At 66.1% G+C, this 26821-nt stretch carries 16 protein-coding genes, 6 tRNA genes and 1 other RNA gene; 18 read left to right on the forward strand and 5 right to left on the reverse strand.

What is annotated here, in order from left to right; translation table 11 throughout:
- The first annotated feature begins 84 nt into the window (after positions 1-84).
- From lon to B9Y82_RS02750, 8 genes are all read left to right on the forward strand, one after another.
- Complete coding sequence (gene lon / locus B9Y82_RS02715; RefSeq protein WP_100471437.1) at positions 85-2535, forward strand: endopeptidase La; 2451 nt, start codon at positions 85-87, stop codon at positions 2533-2535.
- A gap of 219 nt (positions 2536-2754) precedes the next feature.
- Complete coding sequence (locus B9Y82_RS02720) at positions 2755-3027, forward strand: HU family DNA-binding protein (protein WP_004146343.1); 273 nt, start codon at positions 2755-2757, stop codon at positions 3025-3027.
- Between the two features lie 11 nt (positions 3028-3038).
- A tRNA-Val gene (locus tag B9Y82_RS02725) sits at positions 3039-3113 on the forward strand.
- Between the two features lie 26 nt (positions 3114-3139).
- Positions 3140-3216: transfer RNA gene (locus B9Y82_RS02730), tRNA-Asp, on the forward strand.
- Positions 3217-3298: 82 nt separating this feature from the next.
- Positions 3299-3375, forward strand: a tRNA-Asp gene (locus B9Y82_RS02735).
- 88 nt (positions 3376-3463) lie between these two features.
- Positions 3464-3540: transfer RNA gene (locus tag B9Y82_RS02740), tRNA-Asp, on the forward strand.
- Positions 3541-3646: 106 nt separating this feature from the next.
- A tRNA-Asp gene (locus B9Y82_RS02745) sits at positions 3647-3723 on the forward strand.
- Positions 3724-3904: 181 nt separating this feature from the next.
- Positions 3905-5860 carry a peptidyl-prolyl cis-trans isomerase gene (locus B9Y82_RS02750; RefSeq protein ID WP_100471438.1) on the forward strand — a complete coding sequence of 652 codons (1956 nt, stop codon included), beginning with the start codon at positions 3905-3907 and terminating at the stop codon, positions 5858-5860.
- 168 nt (positions 5861-6028) lie between these two features.
- Here the strand turns inward: B9Y82_RS02750 and B9Y82_RS02755 are convergent, their stop codons facing one another.
- Together B9Y82_RS02755 and gloB are read right to left on the reverse strand one after the other, a co-directional pair.
- Positions 6029-7231: a lytic transglycosylase domain-containing protein gene (locus B9Y82_RS02755; protein ID WP_100471439.1), complete on the reverse strand. Its 1203-nt coding sequence runs from the start codon at positions 7229-7231 to the stop codon at positions 6029-6031.
- Positions 7228-7992 (reverse strand): hydroxyacylglutathione hydrolase, encoded by a 765-nt coding sequence (gene gloB / locus B9Y82_RS02760; protein WP_100471440.1) that lies wholly within the window; start codon positions 7990-7992, stop codon positions 7228-7230. The genes B9Y82_RS02755 and gloB overlap by 4 nt, the downstream gene beginning before the upstream one ends.
- Before the next feature lie 11 nt (positions 7993-8003).
- On the opposite strand from gloB, the gene B9Y82_RS02765 reads away from it, so the two are divergent.
- From B9Y82_RS02765 to dnaQ, 3 genes are read left to right on the forward strand one after another with little or no spacing between them, the layout of a single operon-like run.
- Positions 8004-8648, forward strand: coding sequence for a methyltransferase domain-containing protein (locus B9Y82_RS02765; protein ID WP_100471441.1), 645 nt, complete (start codon positions 8004-8006; stop codon positions 8646-8648).
- Positions 8649-8660: 12 nt separating this feature from the next.
- Positions 8661-9113: a ribonuclease HI gene (gene rnhA, locus B9Y82_RS02770; RefSeq protein ID WP_014646157.1), complete on the forward strand. Its 453-nt coding sequence runs from the start codon at positions 8661-8663 to the stop codon at positions 9111-9113.
- 4 nt (positions 9114-9117) lie between these two features.
- Positions 9118-9849 carry a DNA polymerase III subunit epsilon gene (gene dnaQ / locus B9Y82_RS02775; RefSeq protein ID WP_100471442.1) on the forward strand — a complete coding sequence of 244 codons (732 nt, stop codon included), beginning with the start codon at positions 9118-9120 and terminating at the stop codon, positions 9847-9849.
- Positions 9850-9914: 65 nt separating this feature from the next.
- Here the strand turns inward: dnaQ and B9Y82_RS02780 are convergent, their stop codons facing one another.
- Positions 9915-10619 carry a PP2C family protein-serine/threonine phosphatase gene (locus B9Y82_RS02780; protein WP_100471443.1) on the reverse strand — a complete coding sequence of 235 codons (705 nt, stop codon included), beginning with the start codon at positions 10617-10619 and terminating at the stop codon, positions 9915-9917.
- 164 nt (positions 10620-10783) lie between these two features.
- Here B9Y82_RS02780 and B9Y82_RS02785 point away from each other — a divergent pair.
- Both B9Y82_RS02785 and B9Y82_RS02790 read left to right on the forward strand, forming a co-directional pair.
- Positions 10784-10874, forward strand: a tRNA-Ser gene (locus tag B9Y82_RS02785).
- A 312-nt stretch (positions 10875-11186) separates the two neighbouring features.
- Positions 11187-11591, forward strand: coding sequence for a DUF6165 family protein (locus B9Y82_RS02790; RefSeq protein ID WP_100471444.1), 405 nt, complete (start codon positions 11187-11189; stop codon positions 11589-11591).
- A 54-nt stretch (positions 11592-11645) separates the two neighbouring features.
- Here B9Y82_RS02790 and B9Y82_RS02795 read toward each other — a convergent pair whose 3' ends face one another.
- Entirely contained in the window at positions 11646-12692 is a 1047-nt protein-coding gene (locus B9Y82_RS02795) for a glycosyltransferase family 9 protein (protein ID WP_100471445.1), read from the reverse strand.
- A gap of 20 nt (positions 12693-12712) precedes the next feature.
- On the opposite strand from B9Y82_RS02795, the gene B9Y82_RS02800 reads away from it, so the two are divergent.
- Genes B9Y82_RS02800 through B9Y82_RS02810 form a run of 3 tightly spaced genes read left to right on the forward strand, consistent with a single transcriptional unit; the run spans position 12713 to position 14615 of the window.
- Entirely contained in the window at positions 12713-13462 is a 750-nt protein-coding gene (locus B9Y82_RS02800) for a 3-deoxy-D-manno-octulosonic acid kinase (protein ID WP_032958195.1), read from the forward strand.
- Positions 13462-14229 carry an MBL fold metallo-hydrolase gene (locus B9Y82_RS02805; RefSeq protein WP_100471446.1) on the forward strand — a complete coding sequence of 256 codons (768 nt, stop codon included), beginning with the start codon at positions 13462-13464 and terminating at the stop codon, positions 14227-14229. The genes B9Y82_RS02800 and B9Y82_RS02805 overlap by 1 nt, the downstream gene beginning before the upstream one ends.
- On the forward strand, positions 14226-14615 hold the full coding sequence (locus B9Y82_RS02810; protein ID WP_100471447.1) for a DUF4440 domain-containing protein: 390 nt from the start codon (positions 14226-14228) through the stop codon (positions 14613-14615). The genes B9Y82_RS02805 and B9Y82_RS02810 overlap by 4 nt, the downstream gene beginning before the upstream one ends.
- A gap of 87 nt (positions 14616-14702) precedes the next feature.
- Here B9Y82_RS02810 and ffs read toward each other — a convergent pair.
- An RNA gene (ffs, locus tag B9Y82_RS02815) (signal recognition particle sRNA small type) lies at positions 14703-14799 on the reverse strand.
- A gap of 300 nt (positions 14800-15099) precedes the next feature.
- Between ffs and B9Y82_RS02820 the strand changes: the two genes are divergently transcribed.
- Entirely contained in the window at positions 15100-15417 is a 318-nt protein-coding gene (locus tag B9Y82_RS02820) for a DMT family transporter (protein WP_100471448.1), read from the forward strand.
- A 355-nt stretch (positions 15418-15772) separates the two neighbouring features.
- Positions 15773-26656 carry an autotransporter-associated beta strand repeat-containing protein gene (locus B9Y82_RS02825; protein WP_100471449.1) on the forward strand — a complete coding sequence of 3628 codons (10884 nt, stop codon included), beginning with the start codon at positions 15773-15775 and terminating at the stop codon, positions 26654-26656.
- The last annotated feature ends 165 nt before the right edge of the window (positions 26657-26821 follow it).

The following is a 26821-nucleotide window of genomic DNA, read 5'->3' on the forward strand; positions in this document are numbered from 1 at the left end:
ATGGCCCCATAACGGGGCCATCGGCTTTTTTTGTCTCCGGAAGATGCCCTCCCGGAGGCGGTTTTCCCCTTCCCTGGAGCCCCCATGGCCCGTTCCCCAAGTGAAACCCTCGACCTGCCGGTCCTGCCGCTGCGCGACGTAGTGGTGTTCCCGCACATGGTCATCCCGCTGTTCGTCGGCCGTGACAAGTCGATGCACGCGCTCGAACAGGCGATGGAAGCGGACAAGCGCATCCTGCTGCTGGCGCAGAAGTCGGCCGAGACCGACGACCCGCATGCGGCCGACCTCTACCAGGTCGGTACGCTGGCGCAGGTGCTGCAGTTGCTGAAGCTGCCCGACGGCACCATCAAGGTGCTGGTCGAGGGCCTGTCACGCGTGCAGGTTACCCACGTCGACGAGCGCAACGGCTCGCTGCATGGCCAGGCCGTGGAGATCGACGCCACCGACGAGCGTGAAACGCGCGAGGTCGAGGCGATCGCCCGCTCGCTGATGTCGCTGTTCGAGCAGTACGTGAAGACCAACCGCAAGCTGCCGCCGGAACTGCTGCAGACCCTGTCGGGCATCGATGAGCCGGCCCGCCTGGCCGACACCATCGCCGCGCACATCAGCGTGCGCCTGGCCGACAAGCAGCGCCTGCTGGAGACGTTGGCCGTCGGTGACCGCCTGGAGATGCTGGTCGGCCTGGTCGATGGCGAGATCGATGTGCAGCAGATGGAGAAGCGCATCCGCGGCCGCGTGAAGTCGCAGATGGAGAAGAGCCAGCGCGAGTACTACCTCAACGAACAGATGAAGGCCATCCAGAAGGAACTGGGTGACCTGGACGACGCGCCGGGCGAACTGGAAGAGCTGGCCCGGAAGATCGCCGAAGCGGGCATGCCGAAGGCGGTTGAAGCCAAGGCGCGCAACGAACTGAACAAGCTCAAGCAGATGTCGCCGATGTCGGCTGAAGCCGCGGTCGTGCGCAACTACCTGGAATGGCTGCTGGGCGTGCCGTGGAAGAAGCGAAGCAAGGTGCGCAAGGACCTGAAGGCTGCGCAGGATACGCTTGATGCGGACCACTACGGCCTGGAAAAGGTCAAGGAACGCATCCTTGAATACCTGGCAGTGCAGTCGCGCGTGAAGCAGATGAAGGGGCCGATCCTGTGCCTGGTCGGGCCGCCGGGCGTGGGCAAGACCTCGCTGGGCCAGTCCATCGCCAAGGCCACCAACCGCAAGTTCGTGCGCATGTCGCTGGGCGGCGTGCGCGACGAGGCCGAGATCCGTGGCCACCGTCGTACCTACGTCGGTTCGATGCCGGGCCGCATCGTGCAGAACCTCAACAAGGTCGGCAGCAAGAACCCGCTGTTCGTGCTCGACGAGATCGACAAGATGTCGATGGACTTCCGTGGCGATCCGTCGTCGGCGCTGCTGGAAGTGCTTGATCCGGAGCAGAACAACGCGTTCAACGACCACTACCTGGAAGTGGACCTGGACCTGTCCGAAGTGATGTTCGTGGCCACCTCGAACTCGCTCAACATTCCGGGCCCGCTGCTGGACCGCATGGAAGTGATCCGCATCCCGGGCTACACCGAGGACGAGAAGCTCAACATCGCCACCCGCTACCTGGTGCCGAAGCAGATCAAGGCCAACGGCCTGCAGCCGGAAGAGCTGGAGATCGGCAGTGATGCGATCCAGGACATCGTGCGCTACTACACGCGTGAATCGGGCGTGCGCAACCTGGAGCGCGAGATCGCCAAGATCTGCCGCAAGGTGGTGAAGGAGATCGCGCTGGCCGGCCCGCAGCCGGTGAAGGCGAAGAAGGGTGCGAAGAAGTCCAGGGCGCTGGTGAACGTGTCCGGCAAGAACCTGGACAAGTATCTGGGCGTGCGTCGCTTCGACTTCGGCCGCGCCGAAGAAGAAAACGAGATCGGCCTGGTCACCGGCCTGGCCTGGACCGAAGTCGGTGGTGATCTGCTGCAGATCGAATCGACGCTGGTGCCAGGCAAGGGCCAGCTGATCCTGACCGGCCAGCTCGGCAACGTGATGAAGGAATCGGCTTCGGCGGCGCTGTCGGTAGTGCGTTCGCGCGCCGTGGGCTTTGGCATCGACAGCGACTTCCTGCAGAAGCACGACGTGCATCTGCACGTGCCCGATGGCGCCACGCCGAAGGACGGCCCGAGTGCCGGCGCGGCGATGGTGACGTCGCTGGTGTCGATGCTGACCAAGGTGCCGGTGCGTGCCGACGTGGCGATGACCGGCGAGATTACCCTGCGTGGTCGCGTCACCGCCATCGGTGGCCTGAAGGAGAAACTGCTGGCCGCACTGCGTGGCGGCATCCGTACGGTCATCATTCCGGAAGAGAACCGCAAGGACCTGGCCGACATCCCGGCCAACGTCACCCGCGATCTGAAGATCGTGCCGGTGAAGTACATCGAAGAAGTCCTGGACCTGGCGCTGGAGCGTCCGCTGGCACCGAAGAAGGCGCGCAAGAGTGCGCAACGTGTCACGGTGCGCAGCAAGGCCAAACCGAGTGGAAACGCGCGCGTCAAGCATTGACGCGCGCTGTCCAATGGCTTGAAACCCGCGTCGTTGCTGGCTTTCCAGCTTGCGTGGGGGTAGGGCCACTGGTATAAAAGCAGCACTCGCGAATGGGTGATCGCAGTCGGGCGATCACTGAATTCGGCGAACCGTTTCCACATGGCGGCCGCATGCAGAGCGTGTGCGGTTGCTTCCCTGTCGAATAAGCGGAACCCACCGCCAAAGGAGTTGTAGAGAATGAACAAGACCGAATTGATCGATGCCGTTGCTGAAGCTGCAGACCTGACCAAGGCCGAGTCCAGCCGCGCTGTCGATGCCGTCGTTGCCGCCGTCACCAAGGCGCTGAAGGACGGCGATGCGGTCACCCTGGTTGGCTTCGGTACCTTCCAGGTCCGCGACCGTGCTGCTCGCACCGGCCGCAACCCGAAGACCGGCGACACCATCAAGATCGCTGCTTCGAAGAATCCGTCGTTCAAGGCTGGTAAGGCCCTGAAGGATGCTGTAAACTAAGCGGCTCGCTGGGGTGCTTAGCTCAGCGGTAGAGCGTCTCCTTTACACGGAGAGGGTCGGGGGTTCGAAACCCTCAGCACCCACCACAGCACCGCGGTAAAAGTTTGAGTGTGGAGCGGTAGTTCAGCTGGTTAGAATGCTGGCCTGTCACGCCGGAGGTCGCGGGTTCGAGTCCCGTCCGCTCCGCCATTCAACGAGGCCTCCGGCCAAAAGCTGGAGGCTTTGTTTTCTCCCTGGCCCAGGCCGGCTGAAAGCAAAAAAGCAACACTGTGGAGCGGTAGTTCAGCTGGTTAGAATGCTGGCCTGTCACGCCGGAGGTCGCGGGTTCGAGTCCCGTCCGCTCCGCCATTGCATCGAGGCCCCCGGCCGAAAGCTGGGGGCCTTGTCTTCTCCCCCGGCAGGTTTGGGGGCAAGGCGAAAAGGTTTTTGCAAGAACGGAGCGGTAGTTCAGCTGGTTAGAATGCTGGCCTGTCACGCCGGAGGTCGCGGGTTCGAGTCCCGTCCGCTCCGCCATTGCAGAATTCTTAAGTCCCTGTGAAAAAACTTTGAAAAAAGTGTTCATCGGGCTGGGTTTCCAGGGAATCTTCGGATATACTGGGCGCCTGCAAAGTTTCAGCGCGGAGCGGTAGTTCAGCTGGTTAGAATGCTGGCCTGTCACGCCGGAGGTCGCGGGTTCGAGTCCCGTCCGCTCCGCCAACTTCAAAAGCCCTCGGCGCAAGCCGGGGGCTTTTTCTTTGCGTTGCGCCGGAGGGTGCCGATGCGTGGGTGGCGCGCGCCGGCGGTGGTGGGCGCAGGCCACGCCGCTGGTGCTTTTGGTCCCTGCGGCGAAGCGGGTTACACTGCCGGGCTCGCCAATCAGGCCTTGTGATTCCTCACCATGCTGCAGAAACTCCGCGACAAGACCTCAGGCTGGATCGTCACCGTGATCCTGGGGCTGCTGATGATTCCGTTCCTGTTCGTGATCGACAACAGCTACCTCGGTGGCGTTGGCGCACAGAACGTGGCCAAGGTTTCCGCGCCGCCGACCTGGTGGCGTTCGGCGCCGTCGTGGTGGCCGGTGCGCATGCTGTGGCAGCACCATGAGATCAGCTCGCAGGATTTCCGCACGCGTTTCGAGCAGGAGCGCATGCGTGAGCGCCAGCAGCAGGGCGACAACTTCGACCCGCGCGCGTTCGAGAGCACCGAGAACAAGATGGCCGTGCTCGACCAGCTGATCGACGAGCAGGTCGTGCGCCTGGTCGGTGAGCAGGCGGGGGTGGTGATCGGCGACGGTGCGGTGCGTGAATACATTGCGACCATGCCGGCGTTCCTCGATTCGAACGGCAAGTTCAACGAGAACAACTATCGCCTGGCCCTGGCCGGCGGCAACCCGCCGCGTACGCCGACCCAGTTCCAGGAACTGGTGCGTGAGAGCCTGCAGCAGTCGGTGATCCCGTCGGGCCTGCAGAGCTCGGGCTTCGTCACCCAGGCTGAGACCGAGCGCCTGCTGAAGCTGCTGGGCGAAACCCGTGACGTCGAGCTGGCCGCGTTGCCGCCCGTGCCGGCTGATACCGCACCGGTCACCGATGAGCAGATCAAGAAGTGGTACGACAGCCATGGCAAGGATTTCCGCCAGGCCGAGAGCGTGTCGCTGGAATACGTCGAGATCAATGGCGCGAACCTGCCGGCACCGACGGCGGCCGATGAAGCGACCCTGCGCAAGCGCTATGAAGACGAGAAGGCGAAGTTCACCTCGCCGGAGCAGCGCCAGGCTTCGCACATCCTGATCACCGGTGACGGCGCCGAAGCCAAGGCGAACAGGATCGCTGCCGAAGCCAAGGCCGCTGGTGCCGATTTCGGCGCGCTGGCCAAGGCCAATTCGGAAGATCCAGGCTCCAAGGACCAGGGCGGTGACCTGGGCTGGGTGGAGCGCGGTGCGATGGTGAAGCCGTTCGAGGACGCGCTGTTTGCGGCCAAGGCCGGTGACGTGATCGGCCCGGTGAAGACCGAGTTCGGTTACCACATCATCAAGGTGGCCGCTGTGCGCGGTGGCCAGGGCAAGTCGTTCGAGGAAGTGCGTGACACGCTGGCCGCCGAGCAGCTGAAGGCGGACGGTGAGCGTGGCTTCAACGAGCTGGCCGGTCACCTGGTCGATGCCATCAACAAGAGCCCGAGCGACCTGGCCGCTGCGGCCAAGGAAGTGAACCTGCCGCTGCAGACGCTCGGCCCGATCACCCGCGCGACCGCCAGTGGCATTGCCGCTGACCCGGCTGTGCTGCGTGCTGCCTTCTCCGACGTGCTGGTGCAGGACGGTACCGCCAGCGACCCGATCGCCCTGGGTGGCGCGACCAACCACAGCGTGGTCATCCGCGTGGCTGCGCACACCCCGGAACAGGCCCTGCCGCTGGAAAAGGCCCGTGAGCAGGTGATCGCCGCCATCCGCGCTGACCGCCAGCGCCAGGCCAGCGACAAGGCCGCCGATGCCATCCTGGCCAAGCTGAAGGCAGGCGCCACCCTGCAGTCGCTGGCTGCCAGCGAGAAGCTGCAGCTGAGCCCGATGCCGGGTCTGCCGCGCAGCCAGCCGGTGCCGACCCCGGAAATCAACCGCGCGATCTTCAGTGCGCCGGTACCGGCCGAAGGCAAGCCGAGCTATGGCAAGGTCGACGTCAATGGCCACGCGCTGCTGTTCGCGGTGAACAAGGTCAATCCGGGCGACATCAAGGAAGTGACCGCCGAGCAGCAGAAGCAGCTGAAGGAACAGCTGAGCCAGATCGACGGCATGGCTGCGGCCAAGGCCTACATCGAGGCGATGCGCAGGAAGTTCGTGGTCCAGACCACCGAAGCGAACCTGTAAGCCTTGCGGCTGCATCCATGAGAAAGGCCCGGCAATGCCGGGCCTTTTTTTACGTGCCTATGTAGAGTCGAGCTTGCTGGACTGCATCTGCCGGGCGCAGACGTGAAAAAGCCGAGCGTGGGCCCGGCGCAACAGGAAGGCGCGCGCGCGGGGGGACCGCGCCGGCCGTCAGTTTTCGACGCGCAGTACCGCGCCCGGCTTCAGCACACTGCTGCCGCTCAGGCCGTTCAGCGACAGCAGGGCCTTGACCGGCATGCCGTAGCGGCGGGCGATGGTCCAGGCCGACTCGCCATCTCGCACGGTGTGGCGGCGGCTGCGCGGACGATCGGCAATCGCGGCGACGGTCCTGGCGACCTGCGGCGTTGGCGTGGCGGCGGCAGCCGGTGCGGCGCTGGCCACCAGTGCAGTGGCCGCTTCGGCGACAGTCGCATTGGCGGCCGAGACCGGTGCCAGCACGCGGGTCGTGCCTGACGAGGCGCGGCCACCGCCCGCCAGGGCGGGGTTCAGGCGGGCGATCCTGGCCGGGTCCAGGGCGCGCTGTGCGGCCCACTGCTGGACGCTGGTGCCAGCCGGCAGGGTGTGGTCCTTCAGCACCGGCACGGTGCGGTCGAGCGAGGCCATCACGCCGGGTTGGTCTTCCACGTCTTCCAGCACGCAGGCCAGGGCATGCAGCTTCTCGACGTAGGCATAGGTGACCGGCGACAGGCCGGGCAGCGCGGACGGCTTGGCGTTCTGTGCGTTCATGCCGGCCTTGCGCAGCGACTGCAGCACGCGGTACTCGCCGGCGTTGTAGGCCATGGTGGCCAAGCGCCAGTCGCCGCCGAACATGCCGTGCAGGGTCTTCAGGTAGCGCACTGCGGCCTGGGTCGAATCGACCGCCGACAGGCGGCCGTCGTAGCCGTTGGCCATGGGTACGCGATGGTTGCGCGCGGTGGTGGCGATGAACTGCCACAGGCCGGTCGGGCCGCTGCCGTTGCGGGCGTTGGGCCGATAGCCGCTTTCCACGAACGGAATCAGTGCGAATTCGGTAGGCAGGCTGGCCTTGCGCAGCTCTTCGACCACGTAGCCGAACAGCACCAGCGCATCGTCATCCTGGTTGGCCAGGCGCGACGGGGCGTGGGCGAACTGCTTCTGCCAGCGCGGGCTGGTGGCCTCTGCGTCGCAGGTGGGTTCGGCCAGGCCGTCGCGGAAGCTGGAGAAGATCTCCTGGCCATTGCGCACGGAGGCGGCCGGCAACGCGGCCGGATCCAGCGGCAGCGCCGCAGCAGCGGTCAGGTTCTGGCTGATGCCGGCGCCCAGCGACTGCGCGCCGGCGGTTCCGGCCAGCCCCAGGACCAGGCCCAGGGCCAGCGGCAGACTTCGGCGCATCATGCGCGGAAGCCGTCTTTCCAGTGCCGGAGGCCGGCCATGACGTCGACGTCGTCAACGACGTCGCGGCCCAGGTGCGCCGACACTGCCGCGCGGATCGGCGCAGTGTGCACACGCAGGAACGGATTGCAGTCCAATTCGTTGGCCAGGGTTACCGGCAGGGTGGAACGGTCATCGCGGCGCATGGCCAAAGCCTCCTCTTGGCGCTGCCACAGGGCAGCGTTGGCGGGGTCGACATGCCGCGCGAAGACGGCATTTGACACGGTGTACTCGTGGGCGCAACAAAGCAGCAGTTGCGCGGGCAAGGTACCCAGCTTGCGCATCGATGCCAGAAGCTGGGACGGCGTACCTTCGAACAGGCGCCCACAGCCCAGGCTGAACAACGAATCTCCGCTGAAAAGATGTTCAGCAGTGTGAAACGCGATGTGGCTGCGGGTATGCCCGGGCACGGATAGTACGTGGAACGTCCGGCCCAGTGCCTGAACGCGTTCACCTTCGCCGACCCGTTCGGTTGCCATGGGGATGCGCTCTTCGACGGGCGCGATGACCCGTACACGGGGAAAACGTGCCTGCAGCGCGGGCACGCCACCGATGTGGTCATCGTGATGATGGGTGAGCAGGATCGTGTCCACGCGCAGGCCCTGATCGGCCAGCGCCAGCACCGGCGCGGCATCGCCGGGATCGACGACCACGGCGGCGCCAGCGTCGTCGATCAACGTCCAGATGTAGTTGTCCGCAAATGCGGGCAGGGCAGTCAGTCGCATAGAATTGGACCATGCCCGCGCTGCAGAGCACCCGTCAAGCGAGCCAGACCCCGTGGTTCGACACTGAACCGGCGGACTCCTTGCGCGTGCTGGAGCGGCAGTTGCTGCTGCCGCAGCTGTCTGTCCTGCCGACGCAGCCCTGGCTGTGGATCGCACCAAGTGCCGCCTGGCTGGACGATGCGCAGCTGGGCGGGCGCGGCCTGCGCCTGTTCCGTCAGGGACAGGGCTATGCCGGCGATACCCGCTGCGCGCTGCCGCTGCCGCTGGCCAACGAGAGCGTCAACGCGGTCGTGCTGCAGCATGTCACCGCGGGCGATGCCGACCAGCTGCTGGACGAGTGCGAGCGCGTGCTGATGCCCGGCGGCCACCTGTGGCTGAGCAGCCTCAACCCGTTCAGCCCCTACCGCACGCACTGGCGCCAGCATGGCCTGGTGGTGCGCACGCCGCAGCGGATCCGCCTGCTGCTCGGCCGCCACGGGCTGGAGTGCGACGATATGCGTTACCTCGGCCCACTCTGGCGCGGCGCTGGCAGCCGTCGCCCGGGCGGTTGGGCGCCGCTGCGCGCGGCCTGCCTGTTCCATGCTGAAAAGCGCACGCTGGCCCTGCCCGGGCCGAAACCGTTGCCGGTGCGTTGGCACGGCACCGTTGTTACCTGATCTGGAGTTGTATTGAAAACCATCGAAATCCACACCGACGGTTCCTGCCTTGGCAATCCCGGCCCCGGTGGTTGGGCTGCGCTGCTGCGCTACAAGGGCCACGAGCGCGAACTGAGCGGTGGCGAAGCGCACACCACCAACAACCGGATGGAGCTGATGGCGGCCATCTCCGGGCTGGAGACGCTGACCGAGCCGTGCAACATCGTGCTCTACACCGATTCGCAGTATGTGCGGCAGGGCCTGACCCAGTGGCTACCCGGCTGGATCCGCAAGAACTGGAAGACCGCCGGCGGCGACCCGGTAAAGAACCGCGAGCTGTGGGAGCGCCTGCATGCGGCCACGCTTCGGCACCAGATCGACTGGCGCTGGGTGAAGGGCCACTCCGGTGACCCGGACAACGAGCGGGTGGATACGCTGGCGCGCAATGCGGCCATCCAGATCCGCGACGCCAGCCCGGTAAACTGAGCCCATGCGTCAGATCATCCTCGATACCGAAACCACCGGCCTGGAATGGAAGAAGGGCAACCGCATCGTCGAAATCGGCTGCGTGGAGCTGTTCAAGCGCCGCCCGACCGGCAACAACTACCACCAGTACATCAAGCCGGACTGCGAGTTCGAACAGGGCGCGCAGGAAGTCACCGGGCTGACCCTGGAGTTCCTGGCTGACAAGCCGGACTTCGCGCAGATCGCCGACGAGTTCCTGGCGTTCATCGATGGCGCCGAACTGATCATCCACAACGCGGCGTTCGACCTGGGCTTTCTTGACAACGAGCTGTCGCTGCTGGGCCCGCAGTACGGCAGGATCACCGACCGCTGCACGGTGATCGATACCCTGGTGATGGCGCGCGAGCGCTTTCCGGGCCAGCGCAATTCGCTGGATGCGCTGTGCAAGCGACTGGGCGTGGACAATTCGCACCGTGCGCTGCACGGCGGCCTGCTCGATGCGCAGATCCTGGGCGACGTCTACATCGCACTGACTTCAGGCCAGGAAGAGATCGGCTTCGGCCTGGGCGATGACGATGGGGGCGGCACCGGGGCGGCGCTGCAGGCCTTCGATACCAGCAAGCTGCTGCCGCGCCCGCGCGTGGTGGCGACGCCGTCGGAGCTGGAAGCGCATGCCGCGCGGCTGGAACGGCTGCGCAAGAAGGCCGGCCACGCGCTGTGGGATGGCCCGAAGGTGGAAGAAGCCGCCAGCGCGTAAACGATGGGATCCGGTATCCGGCGGATTCTCGCCGGGCATGGCCTGGCGCTACCGGATCACGCCATTCAGTGGCAGCGCACCAGGATCACGCTGATGTTGTCGCGGCCACCACCGTCGAGCGCGGCGGCGACCAGCGTGTCCACGCATTCCTGCGCGCTTGCATCTTCGAAGGCGAGGGTGCGGGCGATGCCGCGGTCGTCCACTTCCTCGGTCAGGCCATCACTGCACAGCAGTAGCTGCATGCCGGGGCGCAGCTCACCGCTGGTGGTGGCCACGTTGAGGTGTGCCGGATCGGTGACGCCCAGCGCCTGGGTGACCACGTTGCGATGCGGATGGGCGCGTGCCTGTTCGGCAGTCAGGTTGCCCTGAGCGACCAGTTCCTGCACCACGCTGTGATCCTGGCTGAGCTGTGCCAGCTGGCCGTCACGCCACAGGTAGGCACGGCTGTCGCCGACCCATGCCACTTCATAGCGATTGCCCTGCACGCGTGCGGCGACCACGGTGGTACCCATCGGCAGTGTGTCGTTGCGCCGCCGCGAGGCACGGATGATCTCTTCGTCGGCGGTACGGATGGCGTGGGCCAGCGGCGCGCCACCGCGGATCTCGCGCACGATGGTTTCACGCGCCAGCGCGCTGGCGACTTCGCCGCAGGCGTGGCCGCCCATGCCATCGGCCACCAGCCAAAGGGCCAGCTCGCTGTCACCGTAGTAGGTGTCCTCGTTGAGCTCGCGGCGCAGGCCGGGGTGGGTGAGATGTCCGAATTCGATCATGGTGTGCAGGGGCGGGTATTGCTGGGGAGACAGGCATCATCGGGGGGCTGCAGGCATCCGGCAAGGCATGCACCCAGGAAATTTTCACTTCATTGACCGGGATGACTTGTCGTCGGCCTCACTTCCTCGTATGATGCGCGTCCCCGGTCCGCCGGGGACCACCCGGAGAGGTGGCAGAGTGGTTGAATGTACCTGACTCGAAATCAGGCAGGCGTTTATAGCGCCTCGGGGGTTCGAATCCCCCCCTCTCCGCCAGATAAAGAAAAAGGGCTGCCGACAGGCAGCCCTTTTTCTTTATCCGGCGCGGGACGCGCCGCGCTCTGCGCGTCGCCCCACACGTTGCTGCGCAACCTGTGGGCCCCTCCCTTTGCCGGCCTCTCCCCGCTCCTGTCGGGGCAGCCCCTCAACAGAGGGGCTTGTTCCTCCAGATGCATCACGGGAGATCCGCGCGGTGCGTGGATGCTGTTCCTGCTGGCAGGCTCATCCACGCATGGCGTGGATCTACCCGGCATATCCGTCCGGACGCTGCGGGTTACCATGTACGCACCACCTGCTGGAGCTTTCCCCATGACCGCTGAAATCCTCGTCCCCGTTTCTTTCGGCGAGCTGCTGGACAAGATCTCGATCCTGCAGATCAAGTCCGAACGCATCAGCGACGAGGGCAAGCTGGCCAATGTGCGCAGGGAGCTGTCGGCGCTTGAGCGGACCTGGATGGCACACCCGGCCGCGGTGAAGGACATCGCCAAGCTGCGTGCCGAGCTGAAGGCGGTCAACGAGCAGCTGTGGGAGATCGAGGACGACATCCGGCTGAAGGAAAAGGAACAGGCGTTCGACCAGGTTTTCATCGATCTGGCGCGCAGCGTCTACCTGCGCAACGACGAACGCGCGCGCATCAAGAAGGCGATCAACCTCGCGCTGGGTTCGGCGTACGTGGAAGAGAAGTCCTATCAGGATTACGCGCAGCGCGCGTAATCCCGGGCGGGCCGATGCAGCAGGTCCACGCCATGCGTGGACGGCGCCCGCCGCTTACCCCAGATGGTCGGCCACGTAGCGTTCGAAGGCGGCGATGCCGTCTTCGACGGTGATCAGTTCCATCACATCGTCGAACTCGATCTTCGTGCCCCACTTCAGATCGGTGGCCTGCTTGGCGAGGTACTTCCGCGCAGCGTCGTCGTAACGGTCCACGCAATAACGGCGGTCCGAGTACGGGCCACTGCGGTTTGGATTGCTGGCCGCATGCAGGCCCAGCACCTTGGTGCCCATCGCGTTGGCGATGTGCATCGGGCCCGAGTCAGGCGTCATCACCAGGTTGGCGCGGGCAAGCAGTGCAGGCAGCTGCTTGAGCGTGTCCTTGCCGACCAGGTCCAGTGCCGGTGTGATCAGTTGCGCCTGGATGGCGTCGGCCATGCTGCGCTCCAGTTCACTGCGGCCACCGCACAGCACCACCTGCCAGCCGCGCTGGACGGCATGGTTGGCCACTGCGGCGTAGCGGTCGGCATACCAGTTGCGGCGCACGTGGCTGGAACAGGGCGAGATCATCAGCACCGGGCGGCCATCGTCCTGCCACTGCGCGGCGGCCCATTCGAAGGCGGACGACGGCACGGCCAGGTCCCAGCTGACGCCGGTCTGGCGCAGGCCCAGCGGTTCGCAGAAGCTGCCGATGGCATCGAGCACATGGATGCCGGGACGGTCGGGGATGCGCTCGTTGATGAAGAGCCCATGCAGGTCCTTGGAGCGGCTGCGGTCGTAGCCGATGCGGCGCTCGGCCGGGATGAAGGCCGACAGCAGGTTGGCGCGGAACGCGACCTGCATCTGCAGCAGCGCTTCGAAGCGCCCCGGCGGCAGCTGCCTGCGCAGTTCCTTGACTCCGGCCATGCCGCTCTTCTTGTCATAGGCATGGAAGGTGACGCCGGGGAGGCCGTCGAGCAGCTTGTGGCCGACCTTGTCGATGATCCAGTGGATCGGCGTGTCCGGGCGCGCGGCCTGCAGGGTGCGCACCAGGGGCACCACGTGGGTGACATCGCCAAGTGCGGATAGGCGCAGGAGGCACAAGGAGGAGGACGCTGATGCCATGTGTTGTTAGACTCAATGAAATGGTCGCATTCGACGCCAATGAAGCGCTGACGCCATGCCGCGAGGGTCGCGGCATCGGGGCCATTCTGTTCGACCGCGAGCGGCTGCGGCAAGCCGAGATCGGCCTGTTCTCGCCCCAGCACTGGGGCAGCAGGGCCCGGCCGGTGGGCGAGGGTGGCCGCGGCAGTGCCTGGTTCGTCGATGCGCCGTTCGGTGCCAGCGTGCTGCGCCACTACCTGCGCGGCGGCATGGCGGCCCGTATCAGCCACGACCAGTACCTCTGGCGCGGCTCGGACCGGACCCGCAGCTTCGCCGAATTCCGCTTGATGCGGGCGCTGCGCGAGAAAAAGCTGCCGGTGCCACGGCCGATCGCCGCGTTCTACATGCGCGAGGGCCTGCGCTACCGGGCGGCGATCCTGATGGAGCGGATCGAGGGTGTACGCTCGCTGGCCGACCGCGCGCTGGTCGCCGGCCGTGGTGCCCCCTGGGAGGAGACCGGGCGCTTGATCGCCCGTTTCCACCGTGCCGGCCTGGACCATGCCGACCTCAACGCGCACAACATCCTGTTCGATGGCAGTGGCCATGGCTGGCTGATCGACTTCGACCGCGGCGTGATCCGCATCCCGGCGACCGCCTGGCGAGAGCGCAATCTCAAGCGCCTGCTGCGCTCGCTGATCAAGCTGCGCGGCGAGCGCAGCGTGGAAGATGTGCAGAAGGACTACGCGCGGCTGCGCCGCGCCTATGACATGGCCTGGAACCGGGGCACCTGATGGACTGGTCGTTGCGTTTCCTGGGCGTCGGCAATGCGTCGGCAGTCGAGCTGGGGTCGCCGATGTCGGTGATCGAGCGGGAGGGGCGTCCGTGGCTGACCATCGATTGCGGTGGCGAAGGCCTGACCGCGTTCAAGGCGCACTACGGGCACATGCCGCAGTCGCTGTTCGTCACCCACGTGCACCTGGACCATGTGGCCGGCTTCGAGCGCCTGTTCGTGGACACCTACTTCAATGCGCACCGACGCGGCAAGGTGCGCCTGTACGTGCCCGCCACGGTGGTGCCGCTGCTGCACAAGCGCATCGGGGATTACCCGAACGTGCTGGCCGAGGGCGGTGCGAACTTCTGGGATGCCTTCCAGTTGATCGTGGTCGGTGAGGCGTTCTGGCATGAGGGCGTGCGACTGGAAGTGTTCCCGGTGCGCCACCATTGGCCGGAGACCGCCTATGGCCTGCGCCTGCAGGGCGCGCTGACCTGGAGCGGCGATACCCGGCCGGTTCCGGAGATGCTGGCCCGCTTTGCCAACGACAACGAACTGATCGCTCACGACTGCGGCCTGCACGGCAATCCGTCGCATACCGGCGTGGACGATCTGGAGCGTGAGTACAGCGCCGAACTGCAGGCGCGGATGATGCTGTACCACTACGCCAGCGCAGCCGATGGTCTGGCACTGGCTGCGCGTGGGCACCGCGTGGCGCAGCCGGGGCAGTGCGTGCCGCTGGCGAGCCCGACCGCACCGCACGTGCTGGCGCAGGACCCGCCGTGAGCGGTACCGGCCAGCCCGCCGATGTGGCGCTGGCTGCCGAACTGGAGGCGCTGGAGCGTGCACTGCATGCGCCAAACGTGCGGGCCGGCCGTGAGCAACTGGCGGCATTGCTGGATGAGGATTTCAGCGAGATCGGCAGTTCCGGCCAGTGCTACGACCGTGCGGCCGCGTTGCAGGAGATCCCGTTGGAGCGTGCGCAGGTGCAGATCGAGTCCGATCAGTACGCGGTGCGGCTGTTGGCCGAGGGCCTGGCCCAGGTGCGCTACCGCAGCCGCCATCACCTCGATGGGCGGCCGCAACGCTGGGTGCTGCGCAGTTCGCTGTGGCGCCGGCACGGGGACGGATGGCGCATGGTGTTCCACCAAGGCACGCCCGAGGCAGGGTAGCGGCGGGCGTTGCCTGGTACGAACGGCTTAAGGGTCAGAGCCCTTTGCCGGGCAAAGGGATCTGACTCCAGTGCAGAAAAGGCGGTGGCCCCGCCGGCTGACCTCGGCGCCCGCGTCGATCGATACCGTTGCTGCCTTCCGGCCCTGGCGGGGTTTTCGACCTAGCGTCGCGAGGGGCCGACGGGGCCACCATAGAGACGTTGGCCGCCCGGTGGGCGGCCAGTTCACGGATCAGGGGAAGCAGCGCGCGATGCGCCGGAGACCACAGCCGGACCGCACATCGGCTGGCCGATGGCAGACGCGCATTCTAGCGCAGGCAGGTCCATCGGCGCCAGCTTCACGCGCTGAATCGGCTGTAACCCGTTCCCGGCGACGGCGGCCGGAGGCCACCCCCGTTGCTAGAATGCCGGCCAGGAGGAACGACCTCCCCCACATCGGGAATCAAAGACCAGGACGGCCTGGCCCTACCAAGAGGAGGGCCGTCATGGCCTGGATCTATCTGTTGTTTGCCGGCCTGCTGGAAATCGTCTGGGCCGTGTCCATGAAACAGTCCGAAGGCTTCACCAAGCTCACCCCCACCGTGGTCACCCTCATCGGCATGATCGCCAGCTTCTGGTTGCTGGCGGTGGCCATGCGCAGCCTGCCGCTGGGAACCGCCTATACGATCTGGACCGGCATCGGCGCGGTCGGGGCATTCGTGGTTGGCATCGTGTTTCTCGGAGAGCAGGTCAGCGCGATGCGGATCGGTGCGGCGGTATTGATCGTCTCGGGCCTGGTGCTGATGAAACTCTCCAGCAGCTGAATCATTTACTTATGGTGGGGAAGGGAATCCCCGCCCGTCGCAGGTATATGCATTTCCGGCAAATCATTTTGTCCGCCCGTTTTATTTGACGTGCGTCATGAAAATAACGAGCGTGATTCACATCGCACTGGCGCCGTCGGTCGCACAGTGCCGCCATTCGTCAGGCGAAATCGGGGAGTTTTCGCCTTGACGGAAACGTTGGCGCACCTGTCCTGGGTGCGATCGCGTGAAGATGTGAAGATTTTCAGGAGTTAATGCCGCCAGCCCTTGTTTCCGTGTCGGGAACCGGGATGGGTCGCATCGTCTTCAAAAAACTGCCTGCAGTGCCATCCGGTCTTTTCAGGGAGATTTACCGATGAACCGCATTTACCGTCTGGTTTTCAATCGCGCCCTCGGCGTAATGCAGGTTGCTTCGGAGGTCGCCCAGAATCCTGGTGGAAGCGCGGTTTACGTGAAGCGGCTGCCGCGATTGCGGGCGCACCAGCTGGCGCTGGCGTTGGCCACCACGCTGGCCAGTGGTTCGGCCTTTGCGGCGTGCACGACCCCGGGGCCGGTAATCAACTGCACCGGAACCACCAATAATTTTGCGGACGCCACCAACGGCGTCCAGGTGACCGTGGCAGCTGGCGCGAATGTAGGAAGTACCGCTGGCCTGGGTAATTCGATGACGCTGAGCGGCAACGGCATCCAGCTCACCAACAACGGCACGATCGGCACCAATGTCGGTCTCTTTGCTGCCTCCGGCGCGGTGCTTGGCAATGCCAGTGGCCAGGCGATCAGCGTTACCAACAGCGCGACCGGCACGCTTCAGGGTTTCATTGATATCGGCTCCCTGCTGGGCGCGAATGGCCGCGCGCTGTCCGTGCAGAATGGCGCAGGCGGTGTCACCACGATCAACAATGCCGGCACCGTCAACATGAATTTCCTGCTGGGCGGACTCGGCACGGCCGACGCGCCGGCCATCGTCAGCTACGGTGGCGCGCAGACGATTCTGAGCAACAGCGGCGGGATCACCGGACGGGTCGGATTGGCCGGCTCGACGCTGGGCAACTCAGTCAACAACAGTGGCACGATCACCGGCAGCGTCTATCTCGGTGATTCGGCGCAGGGGAATACGTTTACTGCGGTGTCCGGGTCCAATGTGGCAACCGGGACCGGGGCCTCGGCGGGAATCGATGCACTGGGTGGTATTTCGGTTTCGCTCGCCGCCGCCGGTACGGTCAATGCCGGCGTGGGCGCCGGCGCCGCCAGCAACACGCTGGTGCTGCAGAACGTCGTCAGCGGTCCGGGGTCCGGTACCGGCGGTGCAGTGACCACGCTGGGTTGGAACCAGTACCTCAACTTCCAGAGGCTCACGGTCAACAGCGGTACGTGGAACCTGCAGGGCGCATGGAGCGGGACCGGGCCGACGACGCTCAACGATGGTCTGATCAACTTCAACAATGCCGCCTCCTTCGGCACAGGGCTGTTCACCGCCAACGGCGGTGCCATCGCCTCCTCCACGGCGGGTCTGAGCCTGGCCAACGCTTTCAGCCTCGGTGGCAATCTGTCCCTGTCTGGGACCAATGCGTTCGGACTCGGGGGCGTGCTTTCAGGGACTGGCAGCCTCACGGTCAACAACAGCGGCATCGTCACGCTCGGTAATGCAAACCTGTTCTCCGGGGGAGTCAATCTCAATGCCGGTGGACTGGTGCTGGGCAATGCGGGGGCGCTCGGCAGCGGTAATCTGACCGTCGGCGGCACGGCATCCCTGGATACCTCGGCCAACTTCAACCTGGGCAACAACCTCGTCATCAACGGGGGCGGAACACTCAACCTGCTGGGCAGCAATGGGCTCGGCCTGAATGGATCGATCTCCGGAGCAGGCAATCTGTTCAAGGCGGGTGCCGGCACATTGACCTTGAATGGTGCCAACACCCTTGCAGGCACGTTCTCCATTACCGGCGGCGCACTGGCACTGGGCGCCGCTGGCAGCCTCTCGTCGACAGGAGCGATCTCGCTGGGCGCAGGGACCAACCTTGATCTCTCGGTTGCAGCCAACCAGACCATCGGTTCGCTCGCCGGATCCGGTGCGCTCAACCTGGGCGCACGCACTCTCACCCTGGGTGGCCTGAACACCAGCACCACTTTCTCCGGCGCCATCAGCGGTGTCGGTGGCACGCTTGTCAAGGTCGGTACGGGCACCCAGACCCTGTCCGGTGCCAACGCCTTCACCGGCGGTGTTGCGCTCAACGGTGGTGGGCTGCTGCTGGGCAATGCCGGTGCGCTGGGAACGGGTGCGCTCAGTGTCGGCGGCAACGTCAGCCTTGATGGCAGCGCAGGAGCGCTGGCGCTCAACAACGCGGTCACCCTGGGGACGGGCAGCTTTCTCAACCTGCCTGGTACGCAGGCATTGACCTTCAATGGTGTGATCGGCGGTACCGGCAGCCTGGTCAAGAGCGGTCCGGCCACGCTTACGCTCAACAATGCCAACACCTTTGGCGGTGGCCTGTCACTCACCGCAGGCGGCCTGGTGCTTGGGAATGCCGGGGCGCTGGGAACCGGTGCACTCAACGTCGGTGGTCTGGCAACGCTCGATGCCAGCACGGCACTGAGCGTGAGCAATGGCATCAACCTGGGTGCCGGGGGCTCTCTCAGCGTGCTGGGCAGCAATGCGCTGACCCTGGGGGGCGTCATCAGCGGCACCGGCAGCCTGGTCAAGAACGGCGCTGCCACGCTGACGCTGGGCGGTGCCAACGCGTTCACCGGTGGATTGGCGATCAACGCGGGCAAGGTCGCGCTGGCCAGTGGCGGCAGCCTTGCAGCCACCGGTGCAGTGAATCTGGTCAATGCAGGGACGGAGCTGGACATCTCGCTTGGCGGCAACCAGACCATCGGCGCGTTGTCTGGCGCCGCAGGCAGCACGGTGGCGCTGGGTAGCAGCACGCTCACTCTTGGCAATGCCACCAACCAGAGCTTCGCCGGCGCGATTGGCGGTACCGGTGGCCTGATCAAGCAGGGCACCGGCGTGCAGACGCTGGCCGGCGCCAATACCTTCAGTGGTGGCCTGAACCTGGCGGCGGGCGGCCTGCTGCTGGGTAACGACAGTGCGATCGGCAGCGGGGCGTTGACGGTCAGCGGCAATAGTTCGCTCGATGGCAGCGCAGCACTGAACCTGACCAACGCCATCAGTCTGGGGGCAGCACTGACGTTGCCGGGCAGCCAGAACCTCACCTTGGGCGGCAACATCACCGGTACCGGCAGCCTGACCAAGAACGGTGCCTCGCTGCTGACCTTGAACGGCACCAATGCCTTCAGCGGTGGCCTGAACCTCAATGCCGGCAGCCTGCTGCTGGGCAACAGCGGTGCACTCGGTACGGGCGCGTTGAGCGTGGGCGGCAATGCATCACTCGATGGCAGCACGGCCCTGAACCTGACCAACAATGTGGCGCTTGGGGCGGGTGCACTGCTGTCGTTGCCAGGCACGCAGGCGGTCACGCTTGGTGGCGTCGTTTCCGGCGCCGGTGGTCTGATCAAGAACGGTGCCACCACCCTTACGCTCAATGGCGCCAATACCTTCGGTGGCGGTCTGGTGCTCAACGGCGGCGGCCTGATGCTGGGCAATGCCGGCGCACTGGGAACCGGACTGCTTGCCGTCGGTGCAAACGCGACCCTGGACAGCTCGGTGGCATTGAGCCTGGGCAACGCCATCGATCTCGACGCCGGCGCGCAGCTGAGCCTGGCCAGCAACGAGGACGTTGCTCTAGGCGGTCTGGTCACCGGCACGGGTGGCCTGATCAAGACCGGTACCGGTGTGCTGTCGTTGAACAACAGCAATGCCTTCAGCGGTGGCCTTGCGTTGAACGCGGGCAGCGTATCGGTGGGCGCCAACGGTGCGCTTGGCACCGGGGCACTGAACATCGGCGGCAATGTTTCCCTGGACGCGAGCGCCCCGGTTTCGCTGACCAATGCGGTGAACCTGGGCGCCAATACGCTGACCCTGCCGGGCAGCAACAACCTGACCCTGACCGGGGTGGTGGGGGGAACCGGTGGCCTGATCAAGAACGGCGCCTCGACGCTGACGCTGTCCGGTGCCAATACCTTCCTGGGCGGCGCCACGGTCAATGCCGGCACGCTTGCGCTGGGTGCGGGTGGCAGTCTCGCCGCGGGTGGGGCAGTAAATCTTGCCGGTGCAGGTGCGACGCTGGATATCGGCGCAGCGGGTGCCGGCCAGACCATCGGTGCGTTGAACGGCGTGGCAGGCAGCCAGGTGGCGCTGGGTACGCAGTCACTCACCTTTGGCGGCGCCAGCAATGGCAGCTTTGCCGGCGCCATTGATGGCAGTGGTGGATTGATCAAAGTCGGCGCTGGCGTGCAGACGTTGTCCGGCGCCAATACCTTCAGTGGTGGACTGGCGCTCAATGCGGGCGGGTTGGTGCTGGGCAATGCGGGCGCGCTTGGCACAGGAGCGCTGGGGATTGGCGGCAACGTCAGCCTGGACGGAACGGTGCCCCTGAACCTGGCCAACGCGGTGAACTTTGGTGCCGGAACCCAGCTGACGCTGGGCGGCACCAGTGACCTTACCCTTGCGGGTGTGGTGGCTGGCAACGGAAGCCTAATCAAGAATGGTGCGGGCCTGCTGACCCTCAACAACACCAATACCTTCGGCGGCGGCCTGGCCTTGAACGGCGGTGGCCTGGTGGTCGGCGCGAATGGTGCGCTCGGTACCGGCGCGCTTGCGGTGAATGCCAGCACCACACTGGATGCGGGCGCGGCAGTGACGCTCGGCAATGCAGTCACGCTGGGCTCGGGCGTTGCACTGACGTTGCCGGGCAGCAATGCGCTGACGCTGTCGGGCGTGGTCGGTGGCAATGGCAGTCTGATCAAGAACGGCGCTACCACGCTGACGCTGTCCGGTGCCAACACCTACACCGGCGGTACCACCATCACTGCCGGCACGCTGGCGCTGGGCACGGGCGGCAGCCTGGCCGCGGCGGGTGACGTCACGTTGGGCGCGGGCGCTGGCTTCGATATCTCCGGTGCCGGCAGCAGCCAGACCATCGGCGCACTCAATGGTGCGGGCGGAAGCACGCTGTCGCTGGGCGGAAATTCATTGACGTTCGGAACCGCCAGCAACGCCGCGTTCGACGGCGTGATCAGTGGCGGCGGCGGCCTGGTGAAAGTGGGCGCAGGCGTACAGGCGTTGTCCGGGGCCAACACGTTTGGCGGTGGCGTGACGCTCAATGCAGGCGGGCTGGTGCTCGGCAATGACGCGGCGCTGGGTGCGGGGGCGCTGACTGTCGGTGGTGCTGCCACGCTGGATACCACCGGCCTGGCAACGCTGGCCAACAACATTGCCCTCAATGCCGGGCTGACCGTGCTCGGCAGCAACGCACTGACACTCAACGGCATACTTTCCGGGGCTGGCAGCCTGACCAAGAATGGCGGCGCAACGCTGACCTTGAACGGCGTCAACACTTATACCGGTGGTACCAACATCAACGCCGGCACGCTGGCGCTGGGCGCCGGTGCCAGCCTGGCGGCGAGCGGTACCGTGAATCTCGCCACCGGTGCCACGCTGGATCTGTCCGCGGGCAGCGGCACGCAGACCTTCGGCACCCTGGTCGGCAACGGTACGGTCAACCTGGGGGCCAACTCGATCGAGGTCGGTGGTGCCACCAACGGCACGTTCAGTGGCTCGATCGCTGGCACGGGTGGCCTGACCAAGGTCGGTTCGGGCATCGAAACGCTGACCGGGACCAATACCTATACCGGCGGCACCTTCATCAACGCCGGCACGCTGGCGATTGGTCCGGGTGGCAGCCTGGCCGCTACCGGTGCGGTCACCCTGGCCGCTGCGGGTACCGGCTTTGATATCTCCACCGCAGGTGCCAACCAGACCATCGGCTCACTGTCTGGCGTGGCCGGTTCAACGCTGAGCCTGGGTGCACGGACGCTGATCCTCGGTGGCGTTGGCAACAGTACCTTCAACGGCGCGATTTCCGGTACCGGTGGCCTGGTCAAGAACGGTGCTGGCGCACTGACGCTGGGCGGCGCCAACCTGTTCAGTGGCGGCCTGGCCCTCAATGGCGGCGGCCTGGTGGTCGGCAACAGCGCGGCGCTCGGCAGCGGGGCGTTGACGGTCGGAAGCAACGCAACGCTGGATGCATCGACCAGCGTCAGCCTGGCCAACAACATCAGCCTTGCATCGGGTGCCAACCTCGACCTGCTCGGCAGCCAGGCGCTGGCTCTGGGTGGCGTGATCTCGGGTGCAGGTGGGCTGATCAAGAACGGTGCGGCCACCGTGACGCTGACCGGTGCGAACTCCTACACCGGTGGCACCACCATCAACAGTGGCACGCTGGCGATCGGCGCCGGTGGCAGCCTGGCGTCGACCGGTGCGGTGAACCTGGCCGGTACCGGTACCCTCGACATCTCGGCCGGCAACCAGAGCATCGGTTCGCTTGCCGGTGTGGCCGACAGCACGGTGGCACTGGGCGGCAGCACGCTGACCCTGGGTGGTACGGGAGACAGCACGTTCAACGGTGCGATCACTGGCAATGGTGGCCTGATCAAGAACGGAGCAGGCGTGCAGACCCTCAACGGCGCCAGCACTTTCAGTGGTGGTGTAGCGCTCAATGCAGGCGGCCTGGTGGCCGGCAACAATGCAGCTCTGGGTACCGGGGCGGTCACGGTGGGGGGCAATGCCACGCTCGATTCGAACTCCGCGGTGACGCTGGCCAACAACTTCGTCCTCAACGCCGGGCTGACCGTGCTCGGCAGCAACAACCTCACCCTCAACGGCAGCCTGAGTGGCACCGGATCGCTGACCAAGGAGGGCGCGGCGACGCTGACCTTGAACGGTATCAATACCTATACCGGTGGTACCTTCATCAATGCCGGTACGCTGGCATTGGGCGCTGGCGCAAGCCTGCATGCCAGTGGCATCGTCAACCTGGCCAGTGGTGCGACCTTCGATCTGTCGGCGGGCAGCGGCACGCAGCAGTTCGGTACCCTGATCGGCAACGGCACAGTGAACCTGGGCGGCAACACCTTGACCATTGGTGGCCCCGCCAATGGCACGTTCAGTGGCTCGGTGGGGGGGACCGGTGGGCTGGTCAAGGAAGGCACCGGCACCCAGACCCTGACCGGTACCAATACCTTTACCGGTGGTACCACCATCAATGCGGGCACGCTGGCGATTGGCGCCGGAGGAAGCCTGGCATCCACTGGCGCGGTGACATTGGCCAACGCTGGAACGGCGTTCGATATTTCTGCCGGTGGTGCGCAGAGCATCGGGTCACTGGCCGGTGTTGCCGGCAGCACGGTCGCGCTCGGTGGCAGCACGCTGACACTCAACGGCGTAGGGAACACGACCTTCGCTGGTGACATTACGGGTACCGGTGGGCTGGTGAAGAATGGCGCGGGTGTGCAGACCCTGACCGGCACGAATACATTCAGTGGCGGTGTGGCGCTCAATGGCGGTGGCCTGACACTGGGCAATGGTGGTGCGCTGGGTACCGGTACGCTGACGGTGGGCGGCAATGCCACGCTGGATGGCACCGCCGCATTGACCGTGGGCAACAACGTGCAACTGGGCAGCGGCACGCTGACCCTGGCGGGCAGCAACGCGCTCACGTTGAATGGTGCGATCAGTGGTGCGGGTGGTCTGCTCAAGGATGGCGCAGCGACCGTCACTCTTGGCGGTACCAGCAGCTATGGCGGTGACACCACGATCAACAGCGGCACGATGGCGGTGGCGGCCGGTGGCAGCCTGTCCGGTGCCAGCACGGTGAACCTGGCCGGCGCCGGCACGTTGGACATCAGTGCCGGTGGCAGCCAGAGCATCGGTGGCCTGGCTGGCGTGACCGGATCCAGCGTGGTGCTGGGCGGTGCAACCCTGACCACCGGCGGCAACAACGCCACCACCACCTTCGGCGGCGTGCTCAGTGGCACCGGCGGCCTGGTGCAGAGTGGCAGCGGCACGCTGACCCTGAGCGGCGCCAACGTCTATACCGGCGGCACTACCATAAATGGTGGCAGCACGCTGCAGATCGGCAACGGTGGCAGTACCGGCTCGGTGCTGGGCGACATCACCAACAACGGCAACCTGGTCTACAACCTGGGCACGACGGCAACCGTGGGCGCGGTGGTCAGTGGCAGCGGCGGCCTGACCCAGGCCGGCAGCGGCACGCTGGTGCTGACCGGCAACAACACCTACACCGGTGGCACCACCATCAATGCCGGCGGCACGTTGCAGGTGGGCAACGGTGGTGCGACCGGTGCGATCGTTGGCGACATCATCAACAACGGCGCGCTGGTGTCGAACGTGGCCGGCAACACCACGCTGGGTGGCACCATCAGCGGCAGCGGTGGCCTGACCCAGGCCGGCAGCGGCACGTTGACCCTGACTGGCAACAACACCTATACCGGCGGCACCACCATCAATGCCGGAGGCACGCTGCAGGTCGGCAATGGTGGAGCGACCGGCGCGATCACCGGCAATGTCGCCAACAACGGCAGCCTGGTCTTCGACGTCGCGGGCAACACTACCGTCGGTGGCGCGATCAGTGGCAGTGGCGGCCTGACGCAGGCCGGCAGTGGTGTGTTGACCCTGGTCGGCAACAACAGCTACAGCGGCGGTACCACCATCAATGTCGGCGGCACGCTGCAGGTGGGCAATGGCGGTACAACCGGCGCCATCGCCGGCGACATCACCAACAACGGTGCGTTGATTTCCAACGTGGCCGGCAACACCGCGCTGGGCGGCACGATCAGCGGCAGTGGCGGCCTGACCCAGGCCGGCAGCGGTACGCTGCTGCTGACCGGCACCAACACCTACACCGGCGGTACCACCATCAACGCCGGCGGCACGCTGCAGCTGGGTAACGGTGGTGCGAGCGGCTCGATCGTCGGCGACGTCATCAACAATGGCACGCTGGTGTCCAACGTGGCGGGCAACACCACGCTGGGCGGCACCATCAGCGGCAGCGGCGGCCTGACCCAGGCCGGCAGTGGCACACTGACCGTGACCGGCAACAACACCTATACCGGCCCGACCACCATCAACGCTGGTGGCACCCTGCAGGTCGGCAATGGCGGTGCCACCGGCGCGATCGGCGGCACTGTGACCAACAACGGCAGCCTGGTATTCAACGTGGGGGGCAGCAGCACCGTCGGCGGCGCCATCAGTGGCAGCGGCGGCCTGACCCAGGCCGGCAGCGGTACGCTGATCCTGGGTGGCAACAACACCTACACCGGCGGAACCACCATCAACGCCGGTGGCACGCTGCAGGTCGGCAATGGTGGCGCGAGCGGTGCGATCACCGGCAACGTCAGCAACAACGGCAGCCTGGTGTTCAACGTGGGGGGCAACACCGCGGTGGGTGGCACCATCAGCGGCAGCGGTGGCCTGACCCAGGCCGGTACCGGCACGGTGACCCTGACCGGCAACAATACCTACACCGGCGGCACCACCATCAATGCCGGCGGCACCGTGCAGATCGGCAACGGCGGGGCCAGCGGCGCGATCACCGGCAACATCACCAACAACGGTGGCCTGGTGATCAACACCGGCGGCACCACCACGCTCGGCGGCAGCATCACCGGCGTCGGCAGCATCGTGCAGGCCGGCCCGGGTGGCCTGAATCTCGGCGGCAACAGTGGTGGTTTCAGCGGCACCGGCCAGGTCACCGGCGGTGGCCTGAATGTCACCGGCACCATCGGCGGCCAGTGGACCATCGGCAGCGGCACGACCCTGTCCGGCACCGGTACCATCGGCGGCACCGGCGGCGGCGTGACGGTGTCCAGTGGTGGCGTGCTGTCGCCGGGCAATGGCCCGGGCAACGGCAGCGGCGCAGGCAATGGCACCGGCACGATCACGGTGGGTGGCAACCTGACCCTGTCGCCGGGCAGCACGCTGGGTATCGATCTCGGTGCCAGCGGCAGCGACACGGTGCAGGTGGGCGGCAGCGCCAACGTGGGCGGAAGCACGGTGCAGGTGAACACCATTTCGCCGAGCACCAGCTACCAGCAGGGCCAGCAGTACACCGTGGTCAATGCGGGCGGTGGGGTGAACGGGCAGTTCGCGGAAGGAAGATCCACCTCGGCGTTCCTCTCCGTCACTCCGGTCTACACCGCCAACACCGCCAACCTGCAGATCGACGTGGCGCAGACGGCGGCGTTCACTACCGTGGCCAACACGCGCAACCAGTACAACACCGCCGCGGCGCTGGACAGCCTGCCGCAGAGTGGCGCGGCGCTGGGCCTGTACAACACGGTGCTGATGTATGACGCCGGCACTGCGCGCAGCGCATTCGACCAGCTCTCCGGTGAAGTGCACGCGGCCAGCCGCGCGGTGCTGCTGTACGACAACTACCTGGAAGAGGGCATCCGCCAGCGCCTGGGCAGTGAGCTGCCGACCGTGCGTGGCGAGCGCGCCTCGGCCTGGCTGGCCGGCAGTGGCAAGGTGTTCAAGCAGGATGGCGATGGCAACGGTGATGAGATCCGCTCCAACCGCAATGCGCTGATGGCGGGCGTGGACTGGCAGCTGGGTGAACATGTGGTGCTGGGTGCGGCGGCCGGCAACGAGCGGCTGGATACGCGCCTGTACGATCGCAGTTCGCGCGCCCGCCTGCGTGGCAACACGTTCGGCCTGTATGCACAGGGACAGTGGAACAACGGCTTTGCGGTCGGTGGCAGCGTGTCGCGCGGTGACTACCGCACGCGCACCACGCGTGAAGTGCCGCTGCTGGGCCAGACCCTGTACAGCCGCCAGGATTCGGACGTGACCATCGCCCAGGTCGAAGGCAGCTGGACCTGGACCCATGGCAGGACCCAGCTGCAGCCGTACGTGCAGTTCACCAAGCACTGGGTCGACAGTGATCGCGCGGTGGAGCAGGGCGGCAGTGCCGCACTGGTGCTGGAAGGCGGCAAGGACACGCTCGACGTCAGCACGGTGGGCGTGCGGGGCCGCTGGGACGTCGGCAGCGGCGAGCGCTTCCCGGCGCAGCTGACCGTCGGCCTGGGCTGGCAGCATGCGTCGGGTGACACTGATGTGGCCAGCCGCAACCGCTTCGCGGTCGGTGGTGATGCCTTCGATGTCTACAGTGCGGTGATGGCGCGCAATGCGCTGGTCAGCCAGCTCGGTGTGGCGGTCGGCCTTGGCCGCAACAGCCAGCTGTCGATGTTCGTGCAGGGCCAGCACGGTGATGGCCGCCGCGATGTCGGCGGGCAGATCAACCTGCGGGTAGGCTTCTAAGGGGAGCGGGCCAGCGGTGGATCCACGCGCTGCGTGGATCTACCGGTGCGGCGGGAGTGAGTGCTGATCCATGGCGCCGCTGTGCCGCGCAGACCGCTCAGTTCACCGCATCCTGCGTGCGTCGACGCAACCCGGCTGGCGGGGGCTCGCGCGCACTGCGGACAT

It is taken from the genome of Stenotrophomonas maltophilia (assembly GCF_002799155.1).
GTDB classification, from domain to species: Bacteria; Pseudomonadota; Gammaproteobacteria; order Xanthomonadales; family Xanthomonadaceae; genus Stenotrophomonas; species Stenotrophomonas maltophilia_R.